General features: G+C 71.7%; 18 protein-coding genes. 11 read left to right on the top strand and 7 right to left on the bottom strand.

Annotated features, from left to right (window positions below):
• Positions 1 to 28 precede the first annotated feature (28 nt).
• The 4 genes from ABD292_RS04000 (at position 29) to ABD292_RS03985 (ending at position 5,507) form a co-directional block, all read left to right on the top strand.
• Complete coding sequence (locus ABD292_RS04000) at positions 29 to 1,480, top strand: MFS transporter (RefSeq protein ID WP_344205265.1); 1,452 nt, start codon at positions 29 to 31, stop codon at positions 1,478 to 1,480.
• 68 nt (positions 1,481 to 1,548) lie between these two features.
• Positions 1,549 to 2,829, top strand: coding sequence for an aspartate aminotransferase family protein (locus ABD292_RS03995; RefSeq protein ID WP_344205264.1), 1,281 nt, complete (start codon positions 1,549 to 1,551; stop codon positions 2,827 to 2,829).
• Complete coding sequence (locus ABD292_RS03990; protein ID WP_344205262.1) at positions 2,826 to 4,334, top strand: CoA-acylating methylmalonate-semialdehyde dehydrogenase; 1,509 nt, start codon at positions 2,826 to 2,828, stop codon at positions 4,332 to 4,334. The genes ABD292_RS03995 and ABD292_RS03990 overlap by 4 nt, the downstream gene beginning before the upstream one ends.
• 69 nt (positions 4,335 to 4,403) lie before the next feature.
• Positions 4,404 to 5,507, top strand: a complete 1,104-nt coding sequence (locus tag ABD292_RS03985; protein WP_344205261.1) for an extracellular solute-binding protein — start codon at positions 4,404 to 4,406, stop codon at positions 5,505 to 5,507.
• A gap of 16 nt (positions 5,508 to 5,523) precedes the next feature.
• On the opposite strand, the gene ABD292_RS03980 is transcribed toward ABD292_RS03985, so the two are convergent.
• Positions 5,524 to 5,724 (bottom strand): hypothetical protein, encoded by a 201-nt coding sequence (locus tag ABD292_RS03980; RefSeq protein ID WP_344205259.1) that lies wholly within the window; start codon positions 5,722 to 5,724, stop codon positions 5,524 to 5,526.
• Between the two features lie 209 nt (positions 5,725 to 5,933).
• Positions 5,934 to 7,262, bottom strand: coding sequence for a 4-aminobutyrate--2-oxoglutarate transaminase (gabT, locus tag ABD292_RS03975; protein ID WP_344205257.1), 1,329 nt, complete (start codon positions 7,260 to 7,262; stop codon positions 5,934 to 5,936).
• 91 nt (positions 7,263 to 7,353) lie between these two features.
• On the opposite strand from gabT, the gene ABD292_RS03970 reads away from it, so the two are divergent.
• On the top strand, positions 7,354 to 8,883 hold the full coding sequence (locus tag ABD292_RS03970; protein ID WP_344205256.1) for a PucR family transcriptional regulator: 1,530 nt from the start codon (positions 7,354 to 7,356) through the stop codon (positions 8,881 to 8,883).
• On the opposite strand, the gene ABD292_RS03965 is transcribed toward ABD292_RS03970, so the two are convergent.
• Positions 8,855 to 9,478 (bottom strand): TetR/AcrR family transcriptional regulator, encoded by a 624-nt coding sequence (locus ABD292_RS03965; RefSeq protein WP_344205254.1) that lies wholly within the window; start codon positions 9,476 to 9,478, stop codon positions 8,855 to 8,857. The genes ABD292_RS03970 and ABD292_RS03965 overlap by 29 nt on opposite strands.
• A 293-nt stretch (positions 9,479 to 9,771) precedes the next feature.
• Here ABD292_RS03965 and ABD292_RS03960 point away from each other — a divergent pair, with 293 nt between their 5' ends.
• A complete protein-coding gene (locus ABD292_RS03960) occupies positions 9,772 to 11,199 on the top strand; it encodes an aldehyde dehydrogenase family protein (RefSeq protein WP_344205253.1) in 1,428 nt (475 codons plus the stop codon).
• 28 nt (positions 11,200 to 11,227) lie between these two features.
• On the opposite strand, the gene ABD292_RS03955 is transcribed toward ABD292_RS03960, so the two are convergent.
• Positions 11,228 to 11,656, bottom strand: a complete 429-nt coding sequence (locus ABD292_RS03955) for a nuclear transport factor 2 family protein (RefSeq protein ID WP_344205252.1) — start codon at positions 11,654 to 11,656, stop codon at positions 11,228 to 11,230.
• A 141-nt stretch (positions 11,657 to 11,797) separates the two neighbouring features.
• Between ABD292_RS03955 and ABD292_RS03950 the strand changes: the two genes are divergently transcribed.
• Both ABD292_RS03950 and ABD292_RS03945 read left to right on the top strand, forming a co-directional pair.
• Positions 11,798 to 12,406, top strand: coding sequence for an RNA polymerase sigma factor (locus ABD292_RS03950; protein WP_344205251.1), 609 nt, complete (start codon positions 11,798 to 11,800; stop codon positions 12,404 to 12,406).
• A 2-nt stretch (positions 12,407 to 12,408) separates the two neighbouring features.
• A complete protein-coding gene (locus ABD292_RS03945) occupies positions 12,409 to 13,521 on the top strand; it encodes a CU044_5270 family protein (protein WP_344205250.1) in 1,113 nt (370 codons plus the stop codon).
• 37 nt (positions 13,522 to 13,558) lie between these two features.
• Here the strand turns inward: ABD292_RS03945 and ABD292_RS03940 are convergent, their stop codons facing one another.
• Entirely contained in the window at positions 13,559 to 13,999 is a 441-nt protein-coding gene (locus ABD292_RS03940; protein WP_344205248.1) for a MarR family transcriptional regulator, read from the bottom strand.
• Positions 14,000 to 14,100: 101 nt separating this feature from the next.
• Between ABD292_RS03940 and ABD292_RS03935 the strand changes: the two genes are divergently transcribed.
• The gene (locus tag ABD292_RS03935) at positions 14,101 to 14,970 is read left to right on the top strand and encodes an alpha/beta hydrolase (protein ID WP_344205246.1); all 870 of its coding nucleotides are present in this window, start codon (positions 14,101 to 14,103) and stop codon (positions 14,968 to 14,970) included.
• Between the two features lie 8 nt (positions 14,971 to 14,978).
• Here the strand turns inward: ABD292_RS03935 and ispG are convergent, their stop codons facing one another.
• Both ispG and dxr read right to left on the bottom strand, forming a co-directional pair.
• A complete protein-coding gene (gene ispG / locus ABD292_RS03930; RefSeq protein ID WP_344205245.1) occupies positions 14,979 to 16,154 on the bottom strand; it encodes a flavodoxin-dependent (E)-4-hydroxy-3-methylbut-2-enyl-diphosphate synthase in 1,176 nt (391 codons plus the stop codon).
• A gap of 39 nt (positions 16,155 to 16,193) precedes the next feature.
• Positions 16,194 to 17,396, bottom strand: coding sequence for a 1-deoxy-D-xylulose-5-phosphate reductoisomerase (gene dxr, locus ABD292_RS03925; RefSeq protein WP_344205244.1), 1,203 nt, complete (start codon positions 17,394 to 17,396; stop codon positions 16,194 to 16,196).
• A 196-nt stretch (positions 17,397 to 17,592) separates the two neighbouring features.
• Between dxr and ABD292_RS03920 the strand changes: the two genes are divergently transcribed.
• Both ABD292_RS03920 and ABD292_RS03915 read left to right on the top strand, forming a co-directional pair.
• A complete protein-coding gene (locus ABD292_RS03920) occupies positions 17,593 to 18,738 on the top strand; it encodes a trypsin-like serine peptidase (protein WP_344205242.1) in 1,146 nt (381 codons plus the stop codon).
• 55 nt (positions 18,739 to 18,793) lie between these two features.
• Complete coding sequence (locus tag ABD292_RS03915) at positions 18,794 to 19,921, top strand: trypsin-like serine peptidase (RefSeq protein ID WP_344205241.1); 1,128 nt, start codon at positions 18,794 to 18,796, stop codon at positions 19,919 to 19,921.
• Positions 19,922 to 19,926: the final 5 nt, after the last annotated feature.

Below are 19,926 nucleotides of genomic sequence, written 5' to 3'. Positions count from 1 at the left end.
TGTTCGAGGACTGCCCTACAGTGTGCGAGTGACCTCGAACACTGTACGAGACCCTCGTCGCTGGTGGATTCTCGTCGTCCTGTGCCTGGCCCTGCTGGTCCTGGTCGTCGACAACACCGTGCTGAACCTGGCGATCCCCTCGCTCAACAAGGAGATGGGCGCCACTCCGTCGGACATCCAATGGATCATCGACGCGTACGTGCTGGCCTACGCGGGCCTCCTGCTCACCTCGGGAGCCCTGTCCGACCGGTACGGCCGCCGCCGCCTGCTCATCATCGGCCTGGTCTTCTTCGGCGGCGCCTCGCTGCTGGCCGTGCTGGTGACGGAGCCCTGGCAGCTCATCGCCGCGCGGGCGCTCATGGGCGTCGGCGGCTCGCTCGTCATGCCGTCCACGCTGTCGATCCTGCTGACCGTCTTCGACGAGGACGAGCGGCGCAAGGCGATGGCCGCCTGGAGCGCCGTGGCGCTGGTCGGCCTGGTGTCGGGCCCGACCCTCGGCGGCTTCCTGCTCGCGCACTACTGGTGGGGCTCGATCTTCCTGCTGAACGTGCCGATCGCGGCCGTCGCCGTCGTCGCCGCCCTCGTGCTCATGCCCGAGAGCCGCAGCGAGAGCCGGCGGATCGACCCCGTGGGCGTCGTGCTGTCCAGCGCTGGCCTCACCGCCGCCGTCTACGTGATCATCGAGCGCGAGTGGAACATCCCCGTCATCGCGGTGGCGGTGCTCGCGCTGGCCGCCTTCGTGGTGTGGGAGCGCCGGCAGGACCAGCCGATGCTGCCGCTGCACCTGTTCGCCGACCGCAACTTCGGCGGCGCGTCGTTCTCGATCCTGCTGATGTCGTTCGGCGCGGGCGCGGTGATGCTGATGCTCACCCAGTACCTGCAGTTCGTGCTGGGCTACTCCGAGATCCAGGCCGGGCTCGCCATGCTGCCGTACGCCGTGGCCGCCGCCGTCTTCAACGGCGTGGGCGCGGGGCTCGGGCAGCGGGTGAGCAACCGGGTGCTGGTCGGCGCCGGACTGGCGCTCATGGCCGGCGGCTTCGTCGTCATGGCCCTGACCACCGGTTACGGCGGGCTGCTCGCCGGGCTGGTTGTCATGGGCGTCGGCGGCGGGCTGGCCGGGCCGTCGGCGTACGCCTCGCTGATGAACGCGATCCCCGTCGAGCACGCGGGCGTCGGGTCGGCGCTCAACGACACCGTCCAGCAGGTCGGCGTGGCGCTCAGCATCGCGGTCCTCGGCAGCGTGCTGGCCGGGCGCTACACGGCCGGGATGCCCGCCGGTCTGCCGGAGGCGGCCAGGGAGTCGATCGGCGGGGCGCACCTCGCCGGCCTGGCCGAGCCCGCGAACGCGGCCTTCACCTCCGCCATGCATCTCGGCTCGTGGGTGGGCGCGGCCTTCTGTGTGGCGGCGGCCCTGCTCGCCGTGTCGGTGCTGCGCCCGCCGAAGCCCGCCGCCGAGCAGGAGCCGGTTTACAGCTCGTAACCCGATTTTCCGGTAAGCCGACACATTGCACGTATGAGGACGGGGAGCGGGACGGGATACTCGATAGCATGTCGGAGCTACTAGCGCGCCATCGGGCAGTGATGCCGAACTGGCTGGCGCTCAACTACAACGAGCCCATCGAGATCGTCAGCGGCAAGGGCAACCGGGTCGTCGACGCCGACGGCAAGAGCTACCTCGACTTCTTCGCCGGCATCCTGACCAACATGATCGGCTACGACGTGCCCGAGGTGCGCGAGGCCGTCGAGCGTCAGCTCGCCACCGGCGTCGTGCACACCAGCACGGTCTACCTGCTCCGCGGTCAGGTCGAGCTGGCCGAGAAGATCGCGCGGCTGTCCGGCATCCCCGACGCCAAGGTCTTCTTCACCAACTCCGGCACCGAGGCCAACGAGACGGCGCTGCTGCTGGCCACGTACGCGCGCAAGAGCGACCAGGTGCTCGCCATGCGGCAGAGCTACCACGGCCGCAGCTTCGGCGCGGTCAGCGTCACCTCCAACCGGTCCTGGAAGAACAACTCCCTCTCCCCGCTCAACGTGCACTTCCTGCACGGCGCCGACCGGCACCTGACGCAGTTCAAGGGCCTGTCGGACGCCGACTACATCGCCGCGTGCGTGGACGACCTGCGCCACGTCCTCGCCACGGCCGTCTCCAACGACGTGGCGGCGCTCATCGCCGAGCCGATCCAGGGCGTGGGCGGGTTCACCATGGCGCCCGACGGGCTGTTCGCGGCGTACAAGGAGGTGCTGGACGAGCAGGGCATCCTGTTCATCTCCGACGAGGTGCAGACCGGCTGGGGCCGCACCGGCAGCGCGTTCTTCGGCATCCAGGACCACGGCGTCACGCCCGACGTGATCACTTTCGCGAAGGGTCTCGGCAACGGCTTCGCCGTGGGCGGTCTCGTGGCCAGGGGCGACCTCATGGACGGCCCGCACGCCGTGGGCCTGTCGACCTTCGGCGGCAACCCGATCTCCATGGCCGCCGCCAACGCCACCCTCGACTACGTGCTCGACCACGACCTCCAGGCCAACGCGGCGCGTACGGGGGCCATCATCATCGACGGGCTCAAGGAGGCCGCCAAGCGGCTGTCGGTCGTCAAGGACGTACGCGGCAAGGGCCTGATGTTCGCCGTCGAGCTGGAGAGCCCCGCCCAGGCGGCCCGCTTCATGGAGGAGACCAAGAGGGCGGGCCTGCTGGCGGGCAAGGGCGGCCTCTACGGCACCGCCATCCGGATGGCCCCGCCGCTCACCCTCACGGTGGAGGAGGCGGTCGAGGGCCTCGGCATCATCGTCGGCGCCCTGGAGACCATCGACGCGGAGGCGGCGCAGCAGTGAAGTCGGTCACCCACTGGATCAACGGCGCTCCCGCCGAGGGCGGCTCGGGCCGTACGGCCGAGCTGTTCGACCCGGCCACCGGCGAGGTGTCCGGCCACGTCGCGCTGGCGGACGTCGCCGACGTGGACGCCGCGGTCGCCGCGGCGGTCGCGGCCTTCCCCGCCTGGCGGGACGCCTCCCTGGTCAAGCGCGCCCAGGTGCTGTTCCGCTTCCGCGAGCTGATGGTCGCCCACCGCGACGAGCTGGCCGCGCTGATCTCCGCCGAGCACGGCAAGGTGCACTCCGACGCGCTCGGCGAGGTGGCCCGCGGCCTGGAGGTCGTCGAGTTCGCCTGCGGCATCCCGCACCTGCTCAAGGGCGGCTTCAGCGAGGGCGTCTCGACCCGGGTCGACTCCTACTCGATCCGTCAGCCGCTCGGCGTGGTGGCGGGGATCACCCCGTTCAACTTCCCCGCGATGGTGCCGATGTGGATGTTCCCGCTGGCCATCGCCTGCGGCAACGCCTTCGTGCTGAAGCCGTCGGAGAAGGACCCGTCGGCGTCGCTGCTGATGGCGCGGCTGTGGCAGGAGGCCGGGCTGCCCGACGGCGTGTTCAGCGTCGTCCAGGGCGACAAGACGGCGGTGGACCGGCTGCTGGAGCACCCCGACGTGCGCGCCGTGTCGTTCGTCGGCTCCACTCCGATCGCCCGCTACGTCTACGAGACCGGCACCGCCCACGGCAAGCGGGTGCAGGCGCTCGGCGGCGCCAAGAACCACATGCTGGTGCTCCCCGACGCCGACCTCGACCTGGTGGCGGACGCGGCGGTCTCGGCCGGGTTCGGCTCGGCGGGTGAGCGGTGCATGGCGATCTCCGTCGTGCTGGCCGTGGACCCGGTCGGCGACGAGCTGGTCAAGAAGATCACCGAACGGGTGGACAGGCTCGTCCTCGGCCCCGGCGACGACCCCAAGTCCGAGATGGGCCCGCTGGTCACCCGCGAGCACCGCGACAAGGTCGCCTCCTACCTGGACCTCGGCGTCGAGGAGGGCGCGGAGCTGGTCGTGGACGGCCGGCACACGGCGGTCCTGGGCGGCGGCACGGCGGCCGACGCGCCGGGGTTCTGGCTCGGGCCGACGGTCCTCGACCGGGTGCCGCCCGGCTCGCGCACGCACACCGAGGAGATCTTCGGCCCGGTGCTGTCGATCGTGCGGGTGGGCTCGTACGAGGAGGGCCTGGAGCTCATCAACGGCGGCGAGTACGGCAACGGCACGGCCATCTTCACCAACGACGGCGGCGCCGCCCGGCGCTTCCAGAACGAGGTGGAGGTCGGCATGGTCGGCATCAACGTGCCGATCCCGGTGCCGATGGCCTTCTACAGCTTCGGCGGCTGGAAGGCGTCGCTGTTCGGCGACACGCACGTGCACGGCACCGAGGGCGTGCACTTCTACACCCGCGGCAAGGTGGTCACCTCCCGCTGGCTCGACCCCTCCCACGGGGGCGTGAACCTGGGCTTCCCCACCAACAAGTGAGCCCTCGGCCCGGGTCCCGGTAAGCTCCTTGGCACCGGGGCGAGGGGACCCGGGCAAGAGGGGGGCATCGTGCATCGCCGACGTACGTACGCGCTGGCGCTCGCCACGGCGGCGCTGGTGTCCGGCACGGGCGCGGCGAGCCCGACCCCCTCCCCGTCGCCCACCCCCACCGCTTCCGCCACGCAGAGCGACGGCACGCTGCAGATCCTCACCTACCGGGGCTTCGCCGAGTACGGCGGCGTCAGCCCCCGCTTCAACTGGGTGGGCGACTTCGAGAAGGAGACCGGCTGCCGGATCGCCAAGCTCGACACCGTGCAGACCGCCGAGGACATGATGCGCCAGCTCCAGACCAGGTCCTACGACCTGGTCTCGGCCGGCCCCGCGCTCGCCGCCGGCCTCGTCGCGGCCAAGCAGGTGCAGCCCGTCGATCCGGCGAAGATCAGCAGTTACGGCGACCTCGACAAGCGCTTCCGCGACATGACGACGGTGTCCGGCAAGGTCTACGGCGTCCCCTACCTGTGGGGCTACCACGAGTTCGTCTACGACCCGGCGCGGGTCAAGGGCGAGCTGAAGGAGGCGTTCACCTCCGAGCGCGCCGCGCTCCGCGACAGCCCGATGACGATCGCCGACGCCGCGCTCGCGGCCGGCGAGGACGACCCCTACGCGCTCACCGAGGAGCAGCTCGACACGGCCATGGGGCTGCTGGAGGGGGCGAAGGCGCGCACCTACTGGTCCAACCCGCTCGACCTGGTCAAGGGCTTCGCCACGGGCGAGCTCGACTACGCCCAGGCCACCCCTTACTACCGGCTGCTGCTGCAGAAGGCCGGCAAGCAGGTCAAGACGGTCCCGGCGGGCGAGACGACCGGCTGGGTCGACTCCTGGATGCTGGGCGCGAACGTCCCCGACACGTCCTGCGCCTACCGCTGGCTCAACTGGATGGCCGCGCCGGACGCGCAGCGCGACGCGGCCGCGTGGGTGGGCCTCGCGCCCGCCAACGACAAGGCGTGCAAGGGGCGGGCCAGGCAGGTCTGCCAGATGTACGGGGTGGGCGACGCCAAGAGGCTGTCGCGGGTGCGTTTCGCCGAGCGGCCGCCGGCGGACTGCCGGGCGGGGGAGGGCGGGTGCCCTGACTACGACGCCTGGGCCGAGCGGTGGCGCGAGCTGGCGAAATAGAGCCGGAGCGCGGTACTTAACGGGACGGGAAGGCCACCACGGTGGCGAGGGGCGCGGGCATGAGGGCCTCGGCGCAGTCGGCGCAGGCCAGCACGGCCGAGTCGTCGGGCAGCCGGCCCACGCGCACGCGCGGCCGCGGCCACCGCTTGTGGCAGACGACGCACACGTCACCCTCGCGCTGAGCCCAGCTCAGGCCCTCAGGGTCGAACGTCAACATACTCCGCGCCGTTCTTGTCGGACCCCAGTTCATCACGTTCCCAGCAGCCATCGCCCATCCGTACGTCGGATCCGTTATAACCCCTGACCGCGGCCATGAGCGTCCAGCTGAGCGTCAAGTCAGGGTGAATTCTCTACCCAACTGACCGGCTTTACACCAACAAAATCGGGCATCCAGCCACAAGCTGGATGCCCGATATCGATTGGTATCTACAGTTCGGCGATGGCTTTCTCAAGGATCCCCAGGCCCTCTTCGAGCAGGTGCTCGGGCATGACCAGCGGGGGCAGGAAGCGCAGGACGTTGCCGTACGTGCCGGCGGTCAGCACCAGCAGGCCCTCGGCGTGGCAGCGCTTGACGACCGCCTGGACGGCGGTGGGGTTCGGCTCCTTGGTGCCGGGCTCGACCAGCTCGATCGCGATCATCGCGCCCCGGCCGCGCACGTCGCCGATCACGTCGAAGCGCTCCTTCATCGACTCCAGGCGCGGGAGCATGATCTCGCCGATGCGGCGGGCCTTCGCGACGAGGTCCTCCTCCTCGATGGTCTCCAGCACGCCCAGGGCGGCCTCGCAGGCGAGGGGGTTGCCGCCGTACGTGCCGCCGAGCCCGCCGACGTGCACCGCGTCCATCAGCTCCGCGCGGCCGGTCACGGCGGCCAGCGGCAGGCCGCCCGCGATGCCCTTGGCGGTGGCGATGATGTCGGGGACGACGCCCTCGTCCTCGCAGGCGAACAGGGTGCCGGTGCGGGCGAAGCCGGTCTGCACCTCGTCGGCCACGAACACGATGCCGTTGTCCTTGCAGAACTCCGCGATGCGCGGCAGGAAGCCCCTGGCCGGCACGATGAAGCCGCCCTCGCCGGCGATCGGCTCGATCACCACGGCGGCCACGTTCTCGGCGCCGATCTGCTTGGTGATGGCGTCGATGGCCTGCGCGGCGGCCTCCTCGGCGCAGTTGTCCGGGCCGGTCGGCCACCGGTACGGGTACGCCAGCGGCACCCGGTACACCTCCGGCGCGAACGGGCCGAACCGGTGCTTGTAGGGCATGTTCTTGGCGGTCAGCGTCATCGTCAGCAGCGTGCGGCCGTGGTAGCCGTGCTCGAAGACGACGACCGCCTGGCGGCCGGTGGCGTGCCTGGCGACCTTCACGGCGTTCTCGACGGCCTCGGCGCCCGAGTTGACGAGGAAGGTGCGCTTCTCGTGGTCGCCCGGGGTGAGCTCGTTCAGCTTCTCGCAGACCCGGACGTACGACTCGTACGGGGTCACCATGAAACAGGTGTGGGTGAAGTCCGCGACCTGCTTCTGGACCCGCTCGACGACCTTGGGCGCGGCGTTGCCGACGTTCGTGACGGCGATGCCGGAGCCGAAGTCGATCAGCGAGTTGCCGTCGGCGTCCTCCACGACGCCGCCGCCGGCGCGGGTGACGAAGACCGGCAGTGTGGTGCCGATGCCGGCCGGGACGGCCGCCTGCTTGCGGGCCAGCAGCTCCTGGGACTTGGGGCCGGGGATCGCGGTGACGACGCGCCGCTCCTGCGGAATGCTCATGTCTCCGACGCTACGGTGGCCTTCTACCTGGGCCGATACGTCGATATGGCACACTGGGGGTGCTCGTCTTCGCCGGAATGGACAAAACCGTATGCCGCCTACGCTGCAGACCGTCGTGCGCCGGATGGGCCTGCGGCCGCTGGCCGGAGGGCTGCCGCCGGACACCGTGGTGCGCTGGGTGGCGGTGAGCGAGCTGGCCGACCCCACGCCCTACCTGGAGGGTGACGAGCTGCTGCTCACCACCGGGCTGCGGCTGGAAGGCGACCTGGCCGGATATGTCGGGCGGCTCGTGGCGCGGGGCGTCGCCGGGCTCGGCTTCGGCGTCGGGGTCTCCCACGCCGAGGTGCCCCCCGCCCTCGTCGAGGCGGCCGGGCGGGCGGGGCTGCCGCTGCTGGAGGTGCCGCGCGAGACGCCGTTCATCGCCATCGGCAAGGCCGTCAGCGAGCTGCTGGCCGCCGAGCAGTACGAGGAGATCACCCGCGCCTTCGCCGCGCAGGGGCGGCTCACCCGGGCGGCGCTGCGGCCCGAGGGCATGCACGCGGTCGTCGACCGGCTGGCCAAGGAGGTCGGCGGATGGGCGGCGCTGCTCGACGAGACCGGCGCGGTCCGCCACGCCACGCGCGGGGCCCGTACGGAGGGGGTCACGGCCGAGCTCGGCCGGCTCCTCACCGGCCACCCCAGGCCCTTCGCGGCGGGGGAGGAGCGGCCGGGGGAGGGCGGCCGGGGGCGGTGGCCGGCCAGCCTGGCGCTGTCCGGGCCGGGGGAGCACATCGTGGTGCAGCCACTGGGCGGCGCACGGCCTCGTGGGTTCTTCGCCGTGGGGGCCAGGGAGGCGTTCTCGCCGGTCACCCACACGGTGATCAACGCCGCGGGCTCGCTCCTCACGCTCGCCATGGAGCAGGGACGCACCCAGGCCGCGGCCGAGCGCCGCGTCCGGTCGGCGGCGCTGGACCTGCTGCTGTCCGGGGCCGGGCAGCAGGCGCGTGACGTGCTGGCCGCGCTCGGCGGGCGGCTGCCCGAGCCGCCGCTCACGGTGCTCGCCGCGCGGGCCGACGCCCTGGACGTGCTGGAGACCCGGGTCTTCGCGGCCCCCGAGCCCCACGCCGGCGACGTGGTGTTCGCGCTCGTGCCGGAGGCGCTGGTGGAGGAGGTGGCGGGGGAGGCGGACGCGCCCGTCGGAGTCAGCCTGCCCGCCACGTACGACCCGGCGTCCCTGACCACCGCCCTCGACCAGGCCAGGCGTGCCCTCGCCGCCGCCCAGCACCCCACCGGCCCTCGGGTGGTGCGGTTCGGGGAGCTGGCCGGGCAGGGTCTGCTGGGGCTGCTGGACCAGGCCACGGCCCAGGCGTTCGCGACCGCGCTGCTGGCGCCGCTGACGGCGTACGGGTCCCGCGCCGATCTGGTCGAGTCGCTGCGCGCTTATTTGGAGAGCAACGGCCACTGGGACGCCGCCGCCCAGCGGCTCGGCATCCACCGGCACACCCTGCGCTACCGCATGCGCCGGGTCGGCGACCTGCTGGGCCGCGACCTCGACGATCCCGGAGTGCGCGCGGAGCTGTGGCTCGCCCTGGAGGCGGCCCGCCGTTACCCGGTCACTTCTTGCGCGACCGGTAGCAGCTGACGACGGCGGTGGTCACGGTCTCGTACGTGCTGCCGTCGCGCAGGTGCCCGGCCCGCTCCAGGCTGATCGCCCCCTGGGCGGCGGCCCACAGCGCGTCGGCGACCTTGCGCGGCTGGGTCGGCGCGAGATAACCGGCCGAGATGCAGTCGGCGATCACCCGGTCGAGGATGTTGAGCGCGGCCCGGGCCAGCGTACGGGCGCGCTCGCTCGGCTCGAACCCGGGGATGGCCCGCTCGAACATGAGGCTGTAGTAGCCAGGCTCGGCCAGGCACGCCTCCCGGTAGGCCGGCCCGAGGGCGTTGAGGTGCTCCAGCGGGTCGCGCCGCTGCGGCACCGACTCGAGAAAACGGCGGAAGCGCTCGAACCCCTCCAGATAGAGCGCCTCCGCCAGGCCCTCCCGGTTGCCGAACATCGTGTAGATGACCGTCGTCGTGCAGCCCGCCTCGGCGGCGATGCGGCGCATCGTCAGGCTCTCGGGCCCGTCCGTCTCCAGCAGGTTGACCGCCACGTCGAGCAGGCGGGAACGCAGTTCGTCATGGCCGGCGCGCTCTCCCAGGAGATAGGCGCCCTGCAGCCCCATGGGCGTCGAGGTCATGAGACCACCTCCCCGGCGGCCGAGGACTTCGTCGTCCTGGTGACCTCACGCTGCTCGGTCACGGGGCCCACGCCTTTCTGATCGGGGGCCCGCCGCGCTGGAGACCCGCACTCGATGACTTAGCCAAGGCGGAGTTCCCTCAAACCCCTCCCCACGGTAAACATCCCGAATTAGGTCTACTTCTGTTACATCCTGGGTATACAGAGGGGCTTGTACTTAACGGTGAGCGGTCGCGAGGCTCTTGTGCAACGTGGTGTAATTCCCCGGTCCCGGGCGTGACATAACGTCTCCGTATGGACGTGCGTAGCTTCTGGCTGAACGGCAGCCCGGCGACCGGGGACTCCGAGCTCACTGTCACCAACCCCCACGACGGCCGGGAGGTCGGCCGGCACTCCGTGCCCACCGACGCCCAGGTGGAGGAGGCCGTCGCGGGCGCCCACGCGGTCGCGAAGGAGGCCGCCGCCCTCCCCGTGCACGTGCGCGCCGAGGCCCTGGCCCACGTCTCGCGCCGGCTGGCCGAGCGGGCCGACGAGATCGCCCGGCTCATCTCCGCCGAGAACGGCAAGCCCATCCTCTGGGCGCGCGGTGAGGTCTCGCGGGCCGTCGCCACGTTCCGCTTCGCCGCAGAGGAGACCCGCCGCTGGTCGGGTGAGGTCCAGCGGCTCGACACCGAGCCGGCCGCGAACGGGCGTCTGGCGTACGTGTCGCGGGTGCCGAAGGGCCCCGTGCTGGCGATCACCCCGTTCAACTTCCCGCTGAACCTCGTCGCGCACAAGGTGGCCCCGGCCCTCGCCGTCGGCGCGCCGGTCATCGTCAAGCCCGCGCCCGCCACCCCGCTGTCGGCGCTGGTGCTCGGCGAGATCCTGGCCGAGACCGACCTGCCCGCGGGCATCTTCTCGGTGCTGCCCCTGCCGAACGAGCGCGCCGCCGCCCTCGTCGACGACCCGCGCCTGCCGGTCGTGTCGTTCACCGGCTCCGCGCCCGTCGGCTACGCCATCGCCGACCAGGTGCCGCGCAAGCACGTGACGCTGGAGCTGGGCGGCAACGCGGCGGCCGTCGTCCTCGCCGACGCCGACCTCGACTGGGCCGCCCAGCGCGTCGCCCTCTACTCCAACTACCAGGCCGGGCAGAGCTGCATCGCCGTCCAGCGGGTGATCGTCGAGCAGCCCGTGTACGACGCCTTCGTCGAGCGCCTGCTGCCCGCCGTCGAAGCCCTCGTCACCGGCGACCCGGCCGACGAGAAGACCCAGGTGGGGCCGCTCGTGTCGGAGGCCGCCGCCGAGCGGGTCGAGCAGTGGGTCCAGGAGGCCGTGGCCGGCGGCGCCCGCCTGCTGGCCGGCGGCACCCGCGACGGCGCCACGATCGCGCCGACCGTGCTCGCCGACGTCCCGCAGGACGCCAAGGTCGCCTGCGAGGAGGTCTTCGGCCCGGTGCTGATCCTGCAGCCGGCCGCCTCGATCGACGAGGCGTACGCGATGGTCAACGACTCGAAGTACGGCCTGCAGGCCGGCGTCTTCACCCGCTCCCTCGACGCCGCCTTCCGCGCGAACCGTGAGCTGGAGGTGGGCGGCGTCATCATCGGCGACGTGCCCTCCTACCGGGCCGACCAGATGCCGTACGGCGGCGTCAAGGACTCCGGGATCGGCCGCGAGGGGCTGCACTCGGCGATGGAGGATTACACGTACGAGAAGGTCATGGTCCTCACCGGCCTCACCCTCTGATCTCCGCGGCCGACCGTGGCGCGCGTCCTCACCCCTGAGAGCTGAGGGCGCGCGCCACCGTCAGGCTGTCCTCATAAATGTGGTAGCGGGTGATGAATCCGCCCTCGACCGTCAGCCGCAACGCGAACGGCGAGCTGTACGCGGCCCCGCCTTCCCCCCGCACCGTCTGGACGATCTCGCCGAACACGACGGCGTCCCTCCCGTCCACCAGGACCTGGGTCACGGACGTGCCGTTCAGCTCGGGCACGTGATACGCCGCGAGGGTCCGGAAGTGGTCCGCGACATCCGCCCTGGTCCGGCGGGGCCGGATCCACGGCACCGCCGGGTGCCCCTCGTCCGGCCAGTCGAGCCGCCAGTCGACCGGCTCGGCGAACAACGCGGCGACGCGCTCGTGATCGCCCGCGGCCATCCTGGTCAGCAGCTCTTCCACGACCTCACGGGTGCTCTTCTCGCTCATGCACCGACCCTCCCACCCCGGAGGTCAAGCCGTCGATTACCTCCCAGGTAGCCTCGGCCCGGCGGAATCCGGGGGGGAAGGCGACGGTGGACTTCGGACAACAACAGGTGACCGACGTCCTCACCACCGCGAGGCTTTCGCATGCATGAGCCCTATCTGACCGCTCCTCCGGATGCACCGTCGCAGGACGACGCCGTGTGGATCGAGCGGTCCTGGGACGAGCCCGAGTGTTTCGGCGCCGTTTTCGACGCCCACTACGCCGAGATCCACCGGTACGCCTCCCGGCGGCTCGGCCCGTACGCGGCCGACGACGTCGCCGCCGAGACGTTCGCCCTGGCCTTCCGCCGGCGCCGCCGCTTCGACCTGGGTCACCGCAGCGCCCGCCCCTGGCTGTACGGCATCGCGACCAACATCGTCAGCCGGCACCGCCGTGACGAGGTGCGCCTCCTGCGAGCCGTGGACCGGCTGAACCCCCTGGCGGAGCCGCCCCGGGGCCACGAGGACGAGGTGGCGGCCAAGGTGAGCGCGCAGCACGTCAAGGGCACGCTGGCTCGCGCCGTCGCCGCCCTGCCCGCCGCCCAGCGGGACGTGCTGCTGCTGGTGGCGCTCGCCGGGTTGAGTTACGACGAGGTGGCGCAGGCCCTGGACGTGCCCTTCGGCACGGTGTCCTCGCGGCTCAACCGGGCTCGCGGGAAGCTGCGCAAGGCGCTGGGCGAGAAGAACCCCCTGCTCGATGAGGAAGAGGCCTGACGATGAACGACCTGGATCTCGTCCGCGGCGTCTACGACGACCCGCCTCCTCCGTCCACGGCCACCGCGGCGGCCGCCCGCCGTCGCATGCTGAGCCAGGACGACCGACTGCCGGCGCGCCGCCTCACGTGGCGCATGCCGCTCGGCCTGGTGGCCGCCGCCACGGCCACGGCGGTGGCGGCGGTCCTGGCGTTCTCGCCCGGTGGCGACTCCGTACGACCTCGTCCCAGCGTGACGATGGACCAGTCGCCCCGCGGCATGATGCTGGCCGCCGCCACCCAGGCGGAGCTGCAGCAGGAGGGCCGCTACTGGTACACGCACCAGCGCACCGCCTTCGCGGCGCTCGCGCTCGGCCGCACCGGCGGGTACGTCGTGGAGGAACGCACCGAGTTCTTCGCATGGACGGGACAACGCCGTGGCGACGGCGCTTCCTTCTACGGTCGTGACTTCCCTGGCAAGCTGCAGACCGAGGCAGACGTGGACGCCTGGCGCGCGGCGGGCTCCCCGTCGAGCTGGCAGATCCGTTCGTCGGGCCGTACCAGGACTCTCGCGGCCAAGCCCGGCCCCTGGCAGGAGGCCGACCCGGACGCCCGGGGCGGCGGCGCGTTCGACATCGGCGGCCTCGGCCACTTCACCTACCAGGAACTCCAGGACCTGCCCACCGACCCGCAGGACCTGCGCGAGCTGCTGTGCGAGGGCTCGATCAAGCTCGCCGACGGCCGCACCGGCGCGCCGAAGAGCTGCGAGGAGCCCACGAGCGTGCTCGACCAGGTCTTCTCCCTGCTCGCGAACACGCCCGTCCCGCCCAAGGTGCGAGCCGGTCTCATGCGCCTGATCACCGACCATCCCGGCGTGCAGCGGCTGGGGGCCGTCAAGGATTCACTCGGACGTGCCGCGGTCGGGCTCGCGGCCCCGTTCGAGAGCGCCGACGGCCGCGGGACGATCCAGCGGCAGGTGCTCTTCGACCAGCGCACCGGCGAACTGCTGGGCAGCCGGGACATCCAGCTCGAACCGGGCCCGGACAGCGAGAAGTGGCAGGTCACCGGCCGGGTGCTGGACTACTGGGCGATCGTGGACTCGGGCTGGACCGATGCCCGGCCCGTCCTGCCCAGGTAGCCGACGCCGAGGAGGTCCTTCGGCCCGCTGCCGATCCTCAGAGATCCCTTCCGGCCTCTGACTTGGACAGCCGGTGAGCCAAGGACTCCAGCGTGGCGATGATCTGGGTGACCTCCGCAGGCTCGACGCCCAATGCCCTGGCCAGGACGTCATCGACCGTCGCCGCGTCGGCCTGCCGCTGTCCTTGCTCACGCATGCCCGGCGCGGGGCGTACCAGAGTGCGCCGCCGGTCGGTGGGGTCCGGCTCGGTGACCATCACCCCGGTGTCGCGGAACTTGGCGACCGTCGCCGACACCAGGCTCTGCGGGAAGCCGGTGCGATCGGTGATCTCGCCGATGGAGCTGCCGGAGTGCTCGAAGACGTCGACGAGGATCGTGCGGGCACTGGCCGGCAGCGCGTGGAAGCCCGACCGGGGAATGGCGTCCTGACCGATCCGGATCAACTTGTGTCCCAGCAGGAACAGTTCGAGCCCGTTCATGACGTCCATGATGCACCAATCGACAGATGTATCTGTAATCTGATACATCTGTTTTTAGATGCATCTCTGAGTCGATGCATCACGGATGAAGGGCACCGCTGATGATCTCGAAGAACCTGCACGTCCCCGGAGCGCGACTGCGCTACCTTCTGCGCGGCACCGGTCCGCTGCTTCTCCTGGTCGCGGGCGGGGACGGAGACGCCGCCGCCAGTGACGACCTGGCCGCCCAGCTCGCCGACAGGTACACGGTCCTCACCTACGACCGCCGTGGCCTGTCGGCCAGCACCCTCGACGACCCCGGTGATCCTCCGACCGTCACCACCCATGCCGATGACCTGCACCACCTGCTCGCCGCGCTCACCACCGAGCCCGCCTACGTCTACGGCAGCAGCATCGGCGCGCTGATCTGCCTCGAACTGGTCTCCCGCCACCCTGAGCAGGTCGGCGTCCTGGTCGCGCACGAGCCTCCCGCGACGCAACTGCTCCCTGAGCCCGAGCGCAGCCGCGCCAGGCAGGAGCAGCAAGAGGTCGAGGACACCCACCGGGCACAAGGCGCTCTCGCCGCCCTGCGGAGGTTTGCGGCTCTCGCGGCCATCGACCCGGCCGACCGTGAACCCGACGTCGCGACGACGCCGCCCGGGCCGGAGCGTCTGCCCAATCTGGAGTTCTTCCTGACCCACGACGCGCCGGCGGTCCGCCGTCATCTGCTGGATCTGTCCGCGCTCAAAGCGGCGTCCACCCGCATCCTGCCCGCTGTCGGTGAAGCCTCCGCGCACATCTGGGCACACCGATGCGGCCGCCTGCTCGCGCAGGAGCTCGGTGTCTCGTACGTGGAGTTTCCCGGCGGCCACAACGCGGGTGTGTTCCGGCCGCGCGCCTTCGCGGCACGTCTCCACGAGGTGCTCGACTCGGCGGGGGCTGCGCCCGGCCCGCTCGGGACGGACCGGGCGGGTGATGAACCCGCCCGGTGAAGGCCGTGTCAGCCGACCGTGACGACCGGGCCCGAGGTGGTGGGGGAGTCGTCGTCGAGGTCGATCTCGACGCCCATCTCCTCGGCCAGGCGCAGCGCCTCCTCGATCAGCGTCTCCACGATCTGCGACTCGGGGACGGTCTTGATGACCTCGCCCTTGACGAAGATCTGGCCCTTGCCGTTGCCCGAGGCGACGCCGAGGTCGGCCTCGCGGGCCTCGCCGGGGCCGTTGACGACGCAGCCCATCACGGCCACCCGCAGCGGCACCTTCAGGCCCTCAAGGCCGGCCTGCACCTGGTCGGCCAGGGTGTAGACGTCGACCTGGGCGCGTCCGCAGGACGGGCAGGAGACGATCTCCAGGCCGCGCTCGCGCAGGCCCAGCGACTCCAGGATCTGGGTGCCGACCTTGACCTCCTCGACCGGAGGGGCGGACAGCGAGACGCGGATGGTGTCGCCGATGCCCTCGGCGAGCAGGGCGCCGAAGGCGACCGCGGACTTGATCGTGCCCTGGAAGGCCGGGCCCGCCTCGGTGACGCCCAGGTGCAGCGGGTAGTCGCACTTGGCGGCGAGCAGGCGGTAGGCGTTGATCATGACGACCGGGTCGTTGTGCTTGACCGAGATCTTGATGTCGCGGAAGCCGTGCTCCTCGAACAGCGAGCACTCCCACAGGGCGGACTCGACCAGCGCCTCGGGGGTGGCCTTGCCGTACTTCTGCAGCAGGCGGGGGTCGAGGGAGCCGGCGTTGACGCCGATGCGGATCGGCACGCCGTGGTCGGCGGCGGCCTTGGCGATCTCGCTCACCTTGTCGTCGAACTTCTTGATGTTGCCCGGGTTGACCCGGACGGCCGCGCAGCCCGCCTCGATGGCGGCGAAGACGTACTTCGGCTGGAAGTGGATGTCGGCGATCACGGGGATCTGCGACTTCTTCGCGATGATGGGCAGCGCTTCGGCGTCGTCCTGGGACGGGACGGCCACGCGTACGATCTGGCAGCCGGACGCGGTCAGCTCGGCGATCTGCTGCAGGGTGGAGTTGACGTCGGCGGTCACCGTGGTCGTCATCGACTGCACCGAGACCGGCGCGTCGCCGCCCACGGGCACGTTGCCCACCATGATCTGGCGGGAGTGGCGACGTTCGGCGAGCGGCTTGGGACGGACCGACGGGATGCCGAGAGCTACGGAAGACATTTCAACCCTTACTGTGGCGACGAGTTCAAGTTTATGTAGCTAGCGGGACTGCCCCGCCGTGAGTTCGGCCGCACGGGCGCGGGCCCAGGCGTCGGCCGCGAGCACCTCGTCGACGGACTCGGCCGCGGTGACCCGGTGCTCCTCCACCACCTTGGCGACCGTGTCGACGATCGCCAGGAACGGCAGCCTGCCCCCCAGGAACGCCTCCACGCACACCTCGTTGGCGGCGTTGTAGACGGCGGGCGCGGTGCCGCCCTCGGTGCCGACGTGCCTGGCCAGGGCGACCGACGGGAATGCCACGTCGTCGAGGGGCTCGAAGGTCCAGGTGTGGGCCTTGGTCCAGTCGACGCCGCGGGCCGCGCCGGGGACGCGGTGCGGATGGCCGAGCGCGAGCGCGATCGGCAGGCGCATGTCGGGGGGACTGGCCTGGGCCATGGTGGAGCCGTCCACGTACTCGACCATGGAGTGGATGATCGACTGGGGGTGGACCACCACGTCGATGCGGTCGAAACCCAGGTCGAACAGCAGGTGCGCCTCGATGACCTCCAGCCCCTTGTTGACCAGGGTGGCCGAGTTGACGGTGATGACGGGGCCCATCGACCAGGTGGGGTGGGCCAGCGCCATCTCGGGCGTGACGCCGGTCAGCTCCTCGCGCCGCCGCCCGCGGAACGGGCCGCCGCTCGCGGTGACGACGAGGCGGCGGACGCTCGCCGGGTCGTACGCGCCGGGCCCCGCCGCCCACAGGCACTGCTGGAGCGCCGAGTGCTCGGAGTCGACGGGCAGGATCTGGCCGGGCGCGGCCAGCCGCTTGACCAGCGGGCCGCCGATGATCAGGGACTCCTTGTTGGCGAGGGCGAGGGTGCGGCCCGCCTCCAGCGCGACCAGCGTGGAGGTGAGGCCGAGCGCGCCGGTGATGCCGTTGAGCACGGTGTCGCAGCGCCAGGCCGCCGCCTCGGCGACCCCCTCGGGACCGGCCAGGACCTTGGGCCGGACGCCGTGCCCGGCCAGCGCCTCCTTCAGCGCGGGCACCGCCGCGGGGTCGGCCACCGCCACCGCCTCGACGCCGAACTCGGCCGCCTGCCGGGCGAGCAGGTCGACCTTGGCGCCGCCGGCCGCCAGCGCCACGACCTCGAAGCGGCCGGGGTCGGCGGCGACGACGTCGAGGGCCTGCGTGCCGATGGAGCCGGTGGAGCCGAGCAGGACGACGGACCTTGCGGGGGGACGGTGGGTCTCTGCGTGCACCTGTCCATTGTCCCCGGTACGGGACGCGCCCGGGCACGGGGTGCAGTACGTCCCGAAATTCGTTTACGTATGTGACGGCAGAGAATGAGCCGTATTTGTGCCGGAATATGGCTATATCGGTATGCGCATATCTTGAGAAATTCGCATATTGCGGCGGCTACCTTCCAACCTCACGTCCGGTTTCGGGAGGTACGTAATGCACCGCAGACTCGCTCTGCTCTCCACCCTTGCCCTCGCCATGGGGAGTGCCGCCGCGCTGCTGCCCGCACTGCCCGCGACTGCTGCGCAGGCCCAGCCCCCGGCCGGAGCCTCGGCTCAGCCCTCGGCCGGGGGTCTGGTACGGGGCTCGGCACGTGGCCAGGTCGCCGTCCCGGTCCGGGGGCAGGGCCGGACTCCGGCCCGTGGCTCGGCGGCGGCGCGGCCCAGGCCCGCTCAGCATGCCGCCGCGGACTCGGCCGGCGAGCGCAGGCAGGTCGTGCGCTACTGGACGGAGGCGAGGATGGAGGCGGCCGAGCCCCTGAACCCGCCCAACCCGGCCAAGGGCACCAAGGTGTCACCCGCCGACGTGCAAGCCCCGTCCACGGCGGCTGCCCCGTCCATAGCGGCCCCGACCGCGGTGGCCCCGACCCCGGCGGCTCCCGCGCGTCCGTCGGCGCGCAGCGGTGGCGCCGCCTGGACCGGCGGCGGGGCCGTGGTGAGGACAACCGGCCGCATCTTCTTCACCACCCAGGGCCGCAACGCCTCCTGCTCGGGCTCGGCGGTGACCAGCGCGAACAAGAGCGTGGTGATCACCGCGGGCCACTGCGTCAAGGTGAACGGCGCCTTCCACACCAACTGGGTCTTCGTCCCCGGCTACGACAAGGGCGCCCGCCCGTACGGCACCTGGGCCGCCACCAAGCTGCTGACCACCCCGCAGTGGGACGCGAGCGAGGACGTCGACCACGACATGGCCGCCGCCGTGGTCGCCCCGCTGGACGGCAGGAGCCTGGTGGACGTGGTGGGCGGCCAGGGCGTGGCCTTCAACCAGCCGCGCCGCCGGCAGATGTACGCCTTCGGCTACCCGGCGGTGGCCCCGTACGACGGCTCGAAGCTCGTCTACTGCAGCGGCCGTGCCTTCGACGACTACCTGCTCTCCGACGACCTGGGCCTGACCTGCGACCAGACCGGCGGCGCCAGCGGCGGCCCCTGGATGGTCGGTTTCGACGAGTCGACCGGGCTCGGCACGCTCAACTCGGTGAACAGCTTCAAATACGGCTTCGCCCCCAACTGGATGTTCGGCCCCTATTTCGGGAACGAGGCCCAAGCCGTCTACCAATCAGCACAGACCAGCGGCGTACTCTGAGCAATTCACCGAAAGTAGTCACAACGACACGGCCGGTGGTGCAAACTCGGGGGACATGACCTTGAGCACCCCCCTGCTTGCGGCGGCTCCGCTGGTGGCGGGGCTGATGGGCCCCGCACTCATCGGCGCGGCCACCGGCCCGCGGCAGGCAGATCCCGTCGTCCCGGCGTCCCATCCGGCCCGGCAACTGGCCGCCGGATCGGCCGCCAGGCCCGCCAAGCCCGCCAGGCGCGTCACCGAACGCGTGGTCGAGCACGTCGCCGCGCGCACCGCGGCCGAGCAGCAGCGCGTGCTCGACTACTGGACGCCGCAGCGCATGGCCGGGGCCCTGCCCATCAACCTGCTCGACCTGGTGACCGACGGTGACGGCCTGCTCGGCGAGCTGACCGGCCGGCCGCTCCCGAAATCCGGGCAGGGGGCCGCGCGGACCCTGCCCGCGCCCGCCGCCTCCAAGCTGCCCATGCCGCGCCCGCAGGCGGCGGCGGCGCCCTCGGCCAGCACGATCGGCGCCCGCTGGGGCGCGGGCGGCGCGGTCTCCAGGACCACCGGGCGGGTGTTCATGACGCTGAACGGCGCCGATTTCGTCTGCTCGGCCAGCACCGTGAAGAGCGCCAACCGGGACGTCGTCGTCACCGCCGGCCACTGCGTCAAGGACGGCGCCGGCGAGTGGGCCCAGAACTGGACGTTCGTGCCGGGCTACGGCAGCCGCGGCGGACAGCCGTACGGCCGCTACGCCGCGCGCCGCATGTTCGTGGCCGGCTCGTGGGCGCGCAAGGCCGACGACGACTACGACATCGGCATGGTCGCGCTCGCCACCTCGGGCGGGCGGCACGCGGGCGACGTGGTGGGCGCCCAGGAGATCGGCTTCAACGTGCCGCGCGGCGGCCAGGCGTACGGCTTCGGCTATCCCGCGGACCCGCCGTACCGTGGCGACCGCCTGGTCTACTGCGCGGGACGGCTGCGTGACGACCCGTACAAGCAGACCCGCGACCAGGGGCTCGGCTGCGACATGACGGCCGGCTCCAGCGGCGGCCCCTGGCTGACCGGGTTCGACCCGGCCACCGGGCGCGGCCGGATCACCTCGCTGAGCAGCTTCAAGTACACCGACGACGCGCGCACGATGTACGGCCCCTACTTCGGCGCCGCCGCCAAGGCCCTCTACGACACCGCACAACGCGCCTGAGCCGT

Origin of the sequence: Nonomuraea bangladeshensis, assembly GCF_039529455.1 — a bacterium.
Taxonomy (GTDB): Bacteria; Actinomycetota; Actinomycetes; order Streptosporangiales; family Streptosporangiaceae; genus Nonomuraea; species Nonomuraea bangladeshensis.
The sequence above is the reverse complement of the archived record's forward strand: the minus strand, read 5'-3'. Positions and strand labels throughout refer to the sequence as shown.

Excerpts from the sequence above, each read along its gene's own strand:
- ABD292_RS03995 (WP_344205264.1), top strand. The coding sequence starts at position 1,549 with ATGTCGGAGCTACTAGCGCGCCATCGGGCAGTGATGCCGAACTGGCTG.
- ABD292_RS03980 (WP_344205259.1), bottom strand. The coding sequence starts at position 5,724 with ATGTTGACGTTCGACCCTGAGGGCCTGAGCTGGGCTCAGCGCGAGGGT.
- gabT (WP_344205257.1), bottom strand. The coding sequence starts at position 7,262 with ATGAGCATTCCGCAGGAGCGGCGCGTCGTCACCGCGATCCCCGGCCCC.
- ABD292_RS03970 (WP_344205256.1), top strand. The coding sequence starts at position 7,354 with ATGCCGCCTACGCTGCAGACCGTCGTGCGCCGGATGGGCCTGCGGCCG.
- ABD292_RS03965 (WP_344205254.1), bottom strand. The coding sequence starts at position 9,478 with ATGACCTCGACGCCCATGGGGCTGCAGGGCGCCTATCTCCTGGGAGAG.
- ABD292_RS03960 (WP_344205253.1), top strand. The coding sequence starts at position 9,772 with ATGGACGTGCGTAGCTTCTGGCTGAACGGCAGCCCGGCGACCGGGGAC.
- ABD292_RS03955 (WP_344205252.1), bottom strand. The coding sequence starts at position 11,656 with ATGAGCGAGAAGAGCACCCGTGAGGTCGTGGAAGAGCTGCTGACCAGG.
- ABD292_RS03950 (WP_344205251.1), top strand. The coding sequence starts at position 11,798 with ATGCATGAGCCCTATCTGACCGCTCCTCCGGATGCACCGTCGCAGGAC.
- ABD292_RS03945 (WP_344205250.1), top strand. The coding sequence starts at position 12,409 with ATGAACGACCTGGATCTCGTCCGCGGCGTCTACGACGACCCGCCTCCT.
- ABD292_RS03940 (WP_344205248.1), bottom strand. The coding sequence starts at position 13,999 with ATGAACGGGCTCGAACTGTTCCTGCTGGGACACAAGTTGATCCGGATC.
- ABD292_RS03935 (WP_344205246.1), top strand. The coding sequence starts at position 14,101 with ATGATCTCGAAGAACCTGCACGTCCCCGGAGCGCGACTGCGCTACCTT.
- ispG (WP_344205245.1), bottom strand. The coding sequence starts at position 16,154 with ATGTCTTCCGTAGCTCTCGGCATCCCGTCGGTCCGTCCCAAGCCGCTC.
- ABD292_RS03920 (WP_344205242.1), top strand. The coding sequence starts at position 17,593 with ATGCACCGCAGACTCGCTCTGCTCTCCACCCTTGCCCTCGCCATGGGG.
- ABD292_RS03915 (WP_344205241.1), top strand. The coding sequence starts at position 18,794 with ATGACCTTGAGCACCCCCCTGCTTGCGGCGGCTCCGCTGGTGGCGGGG.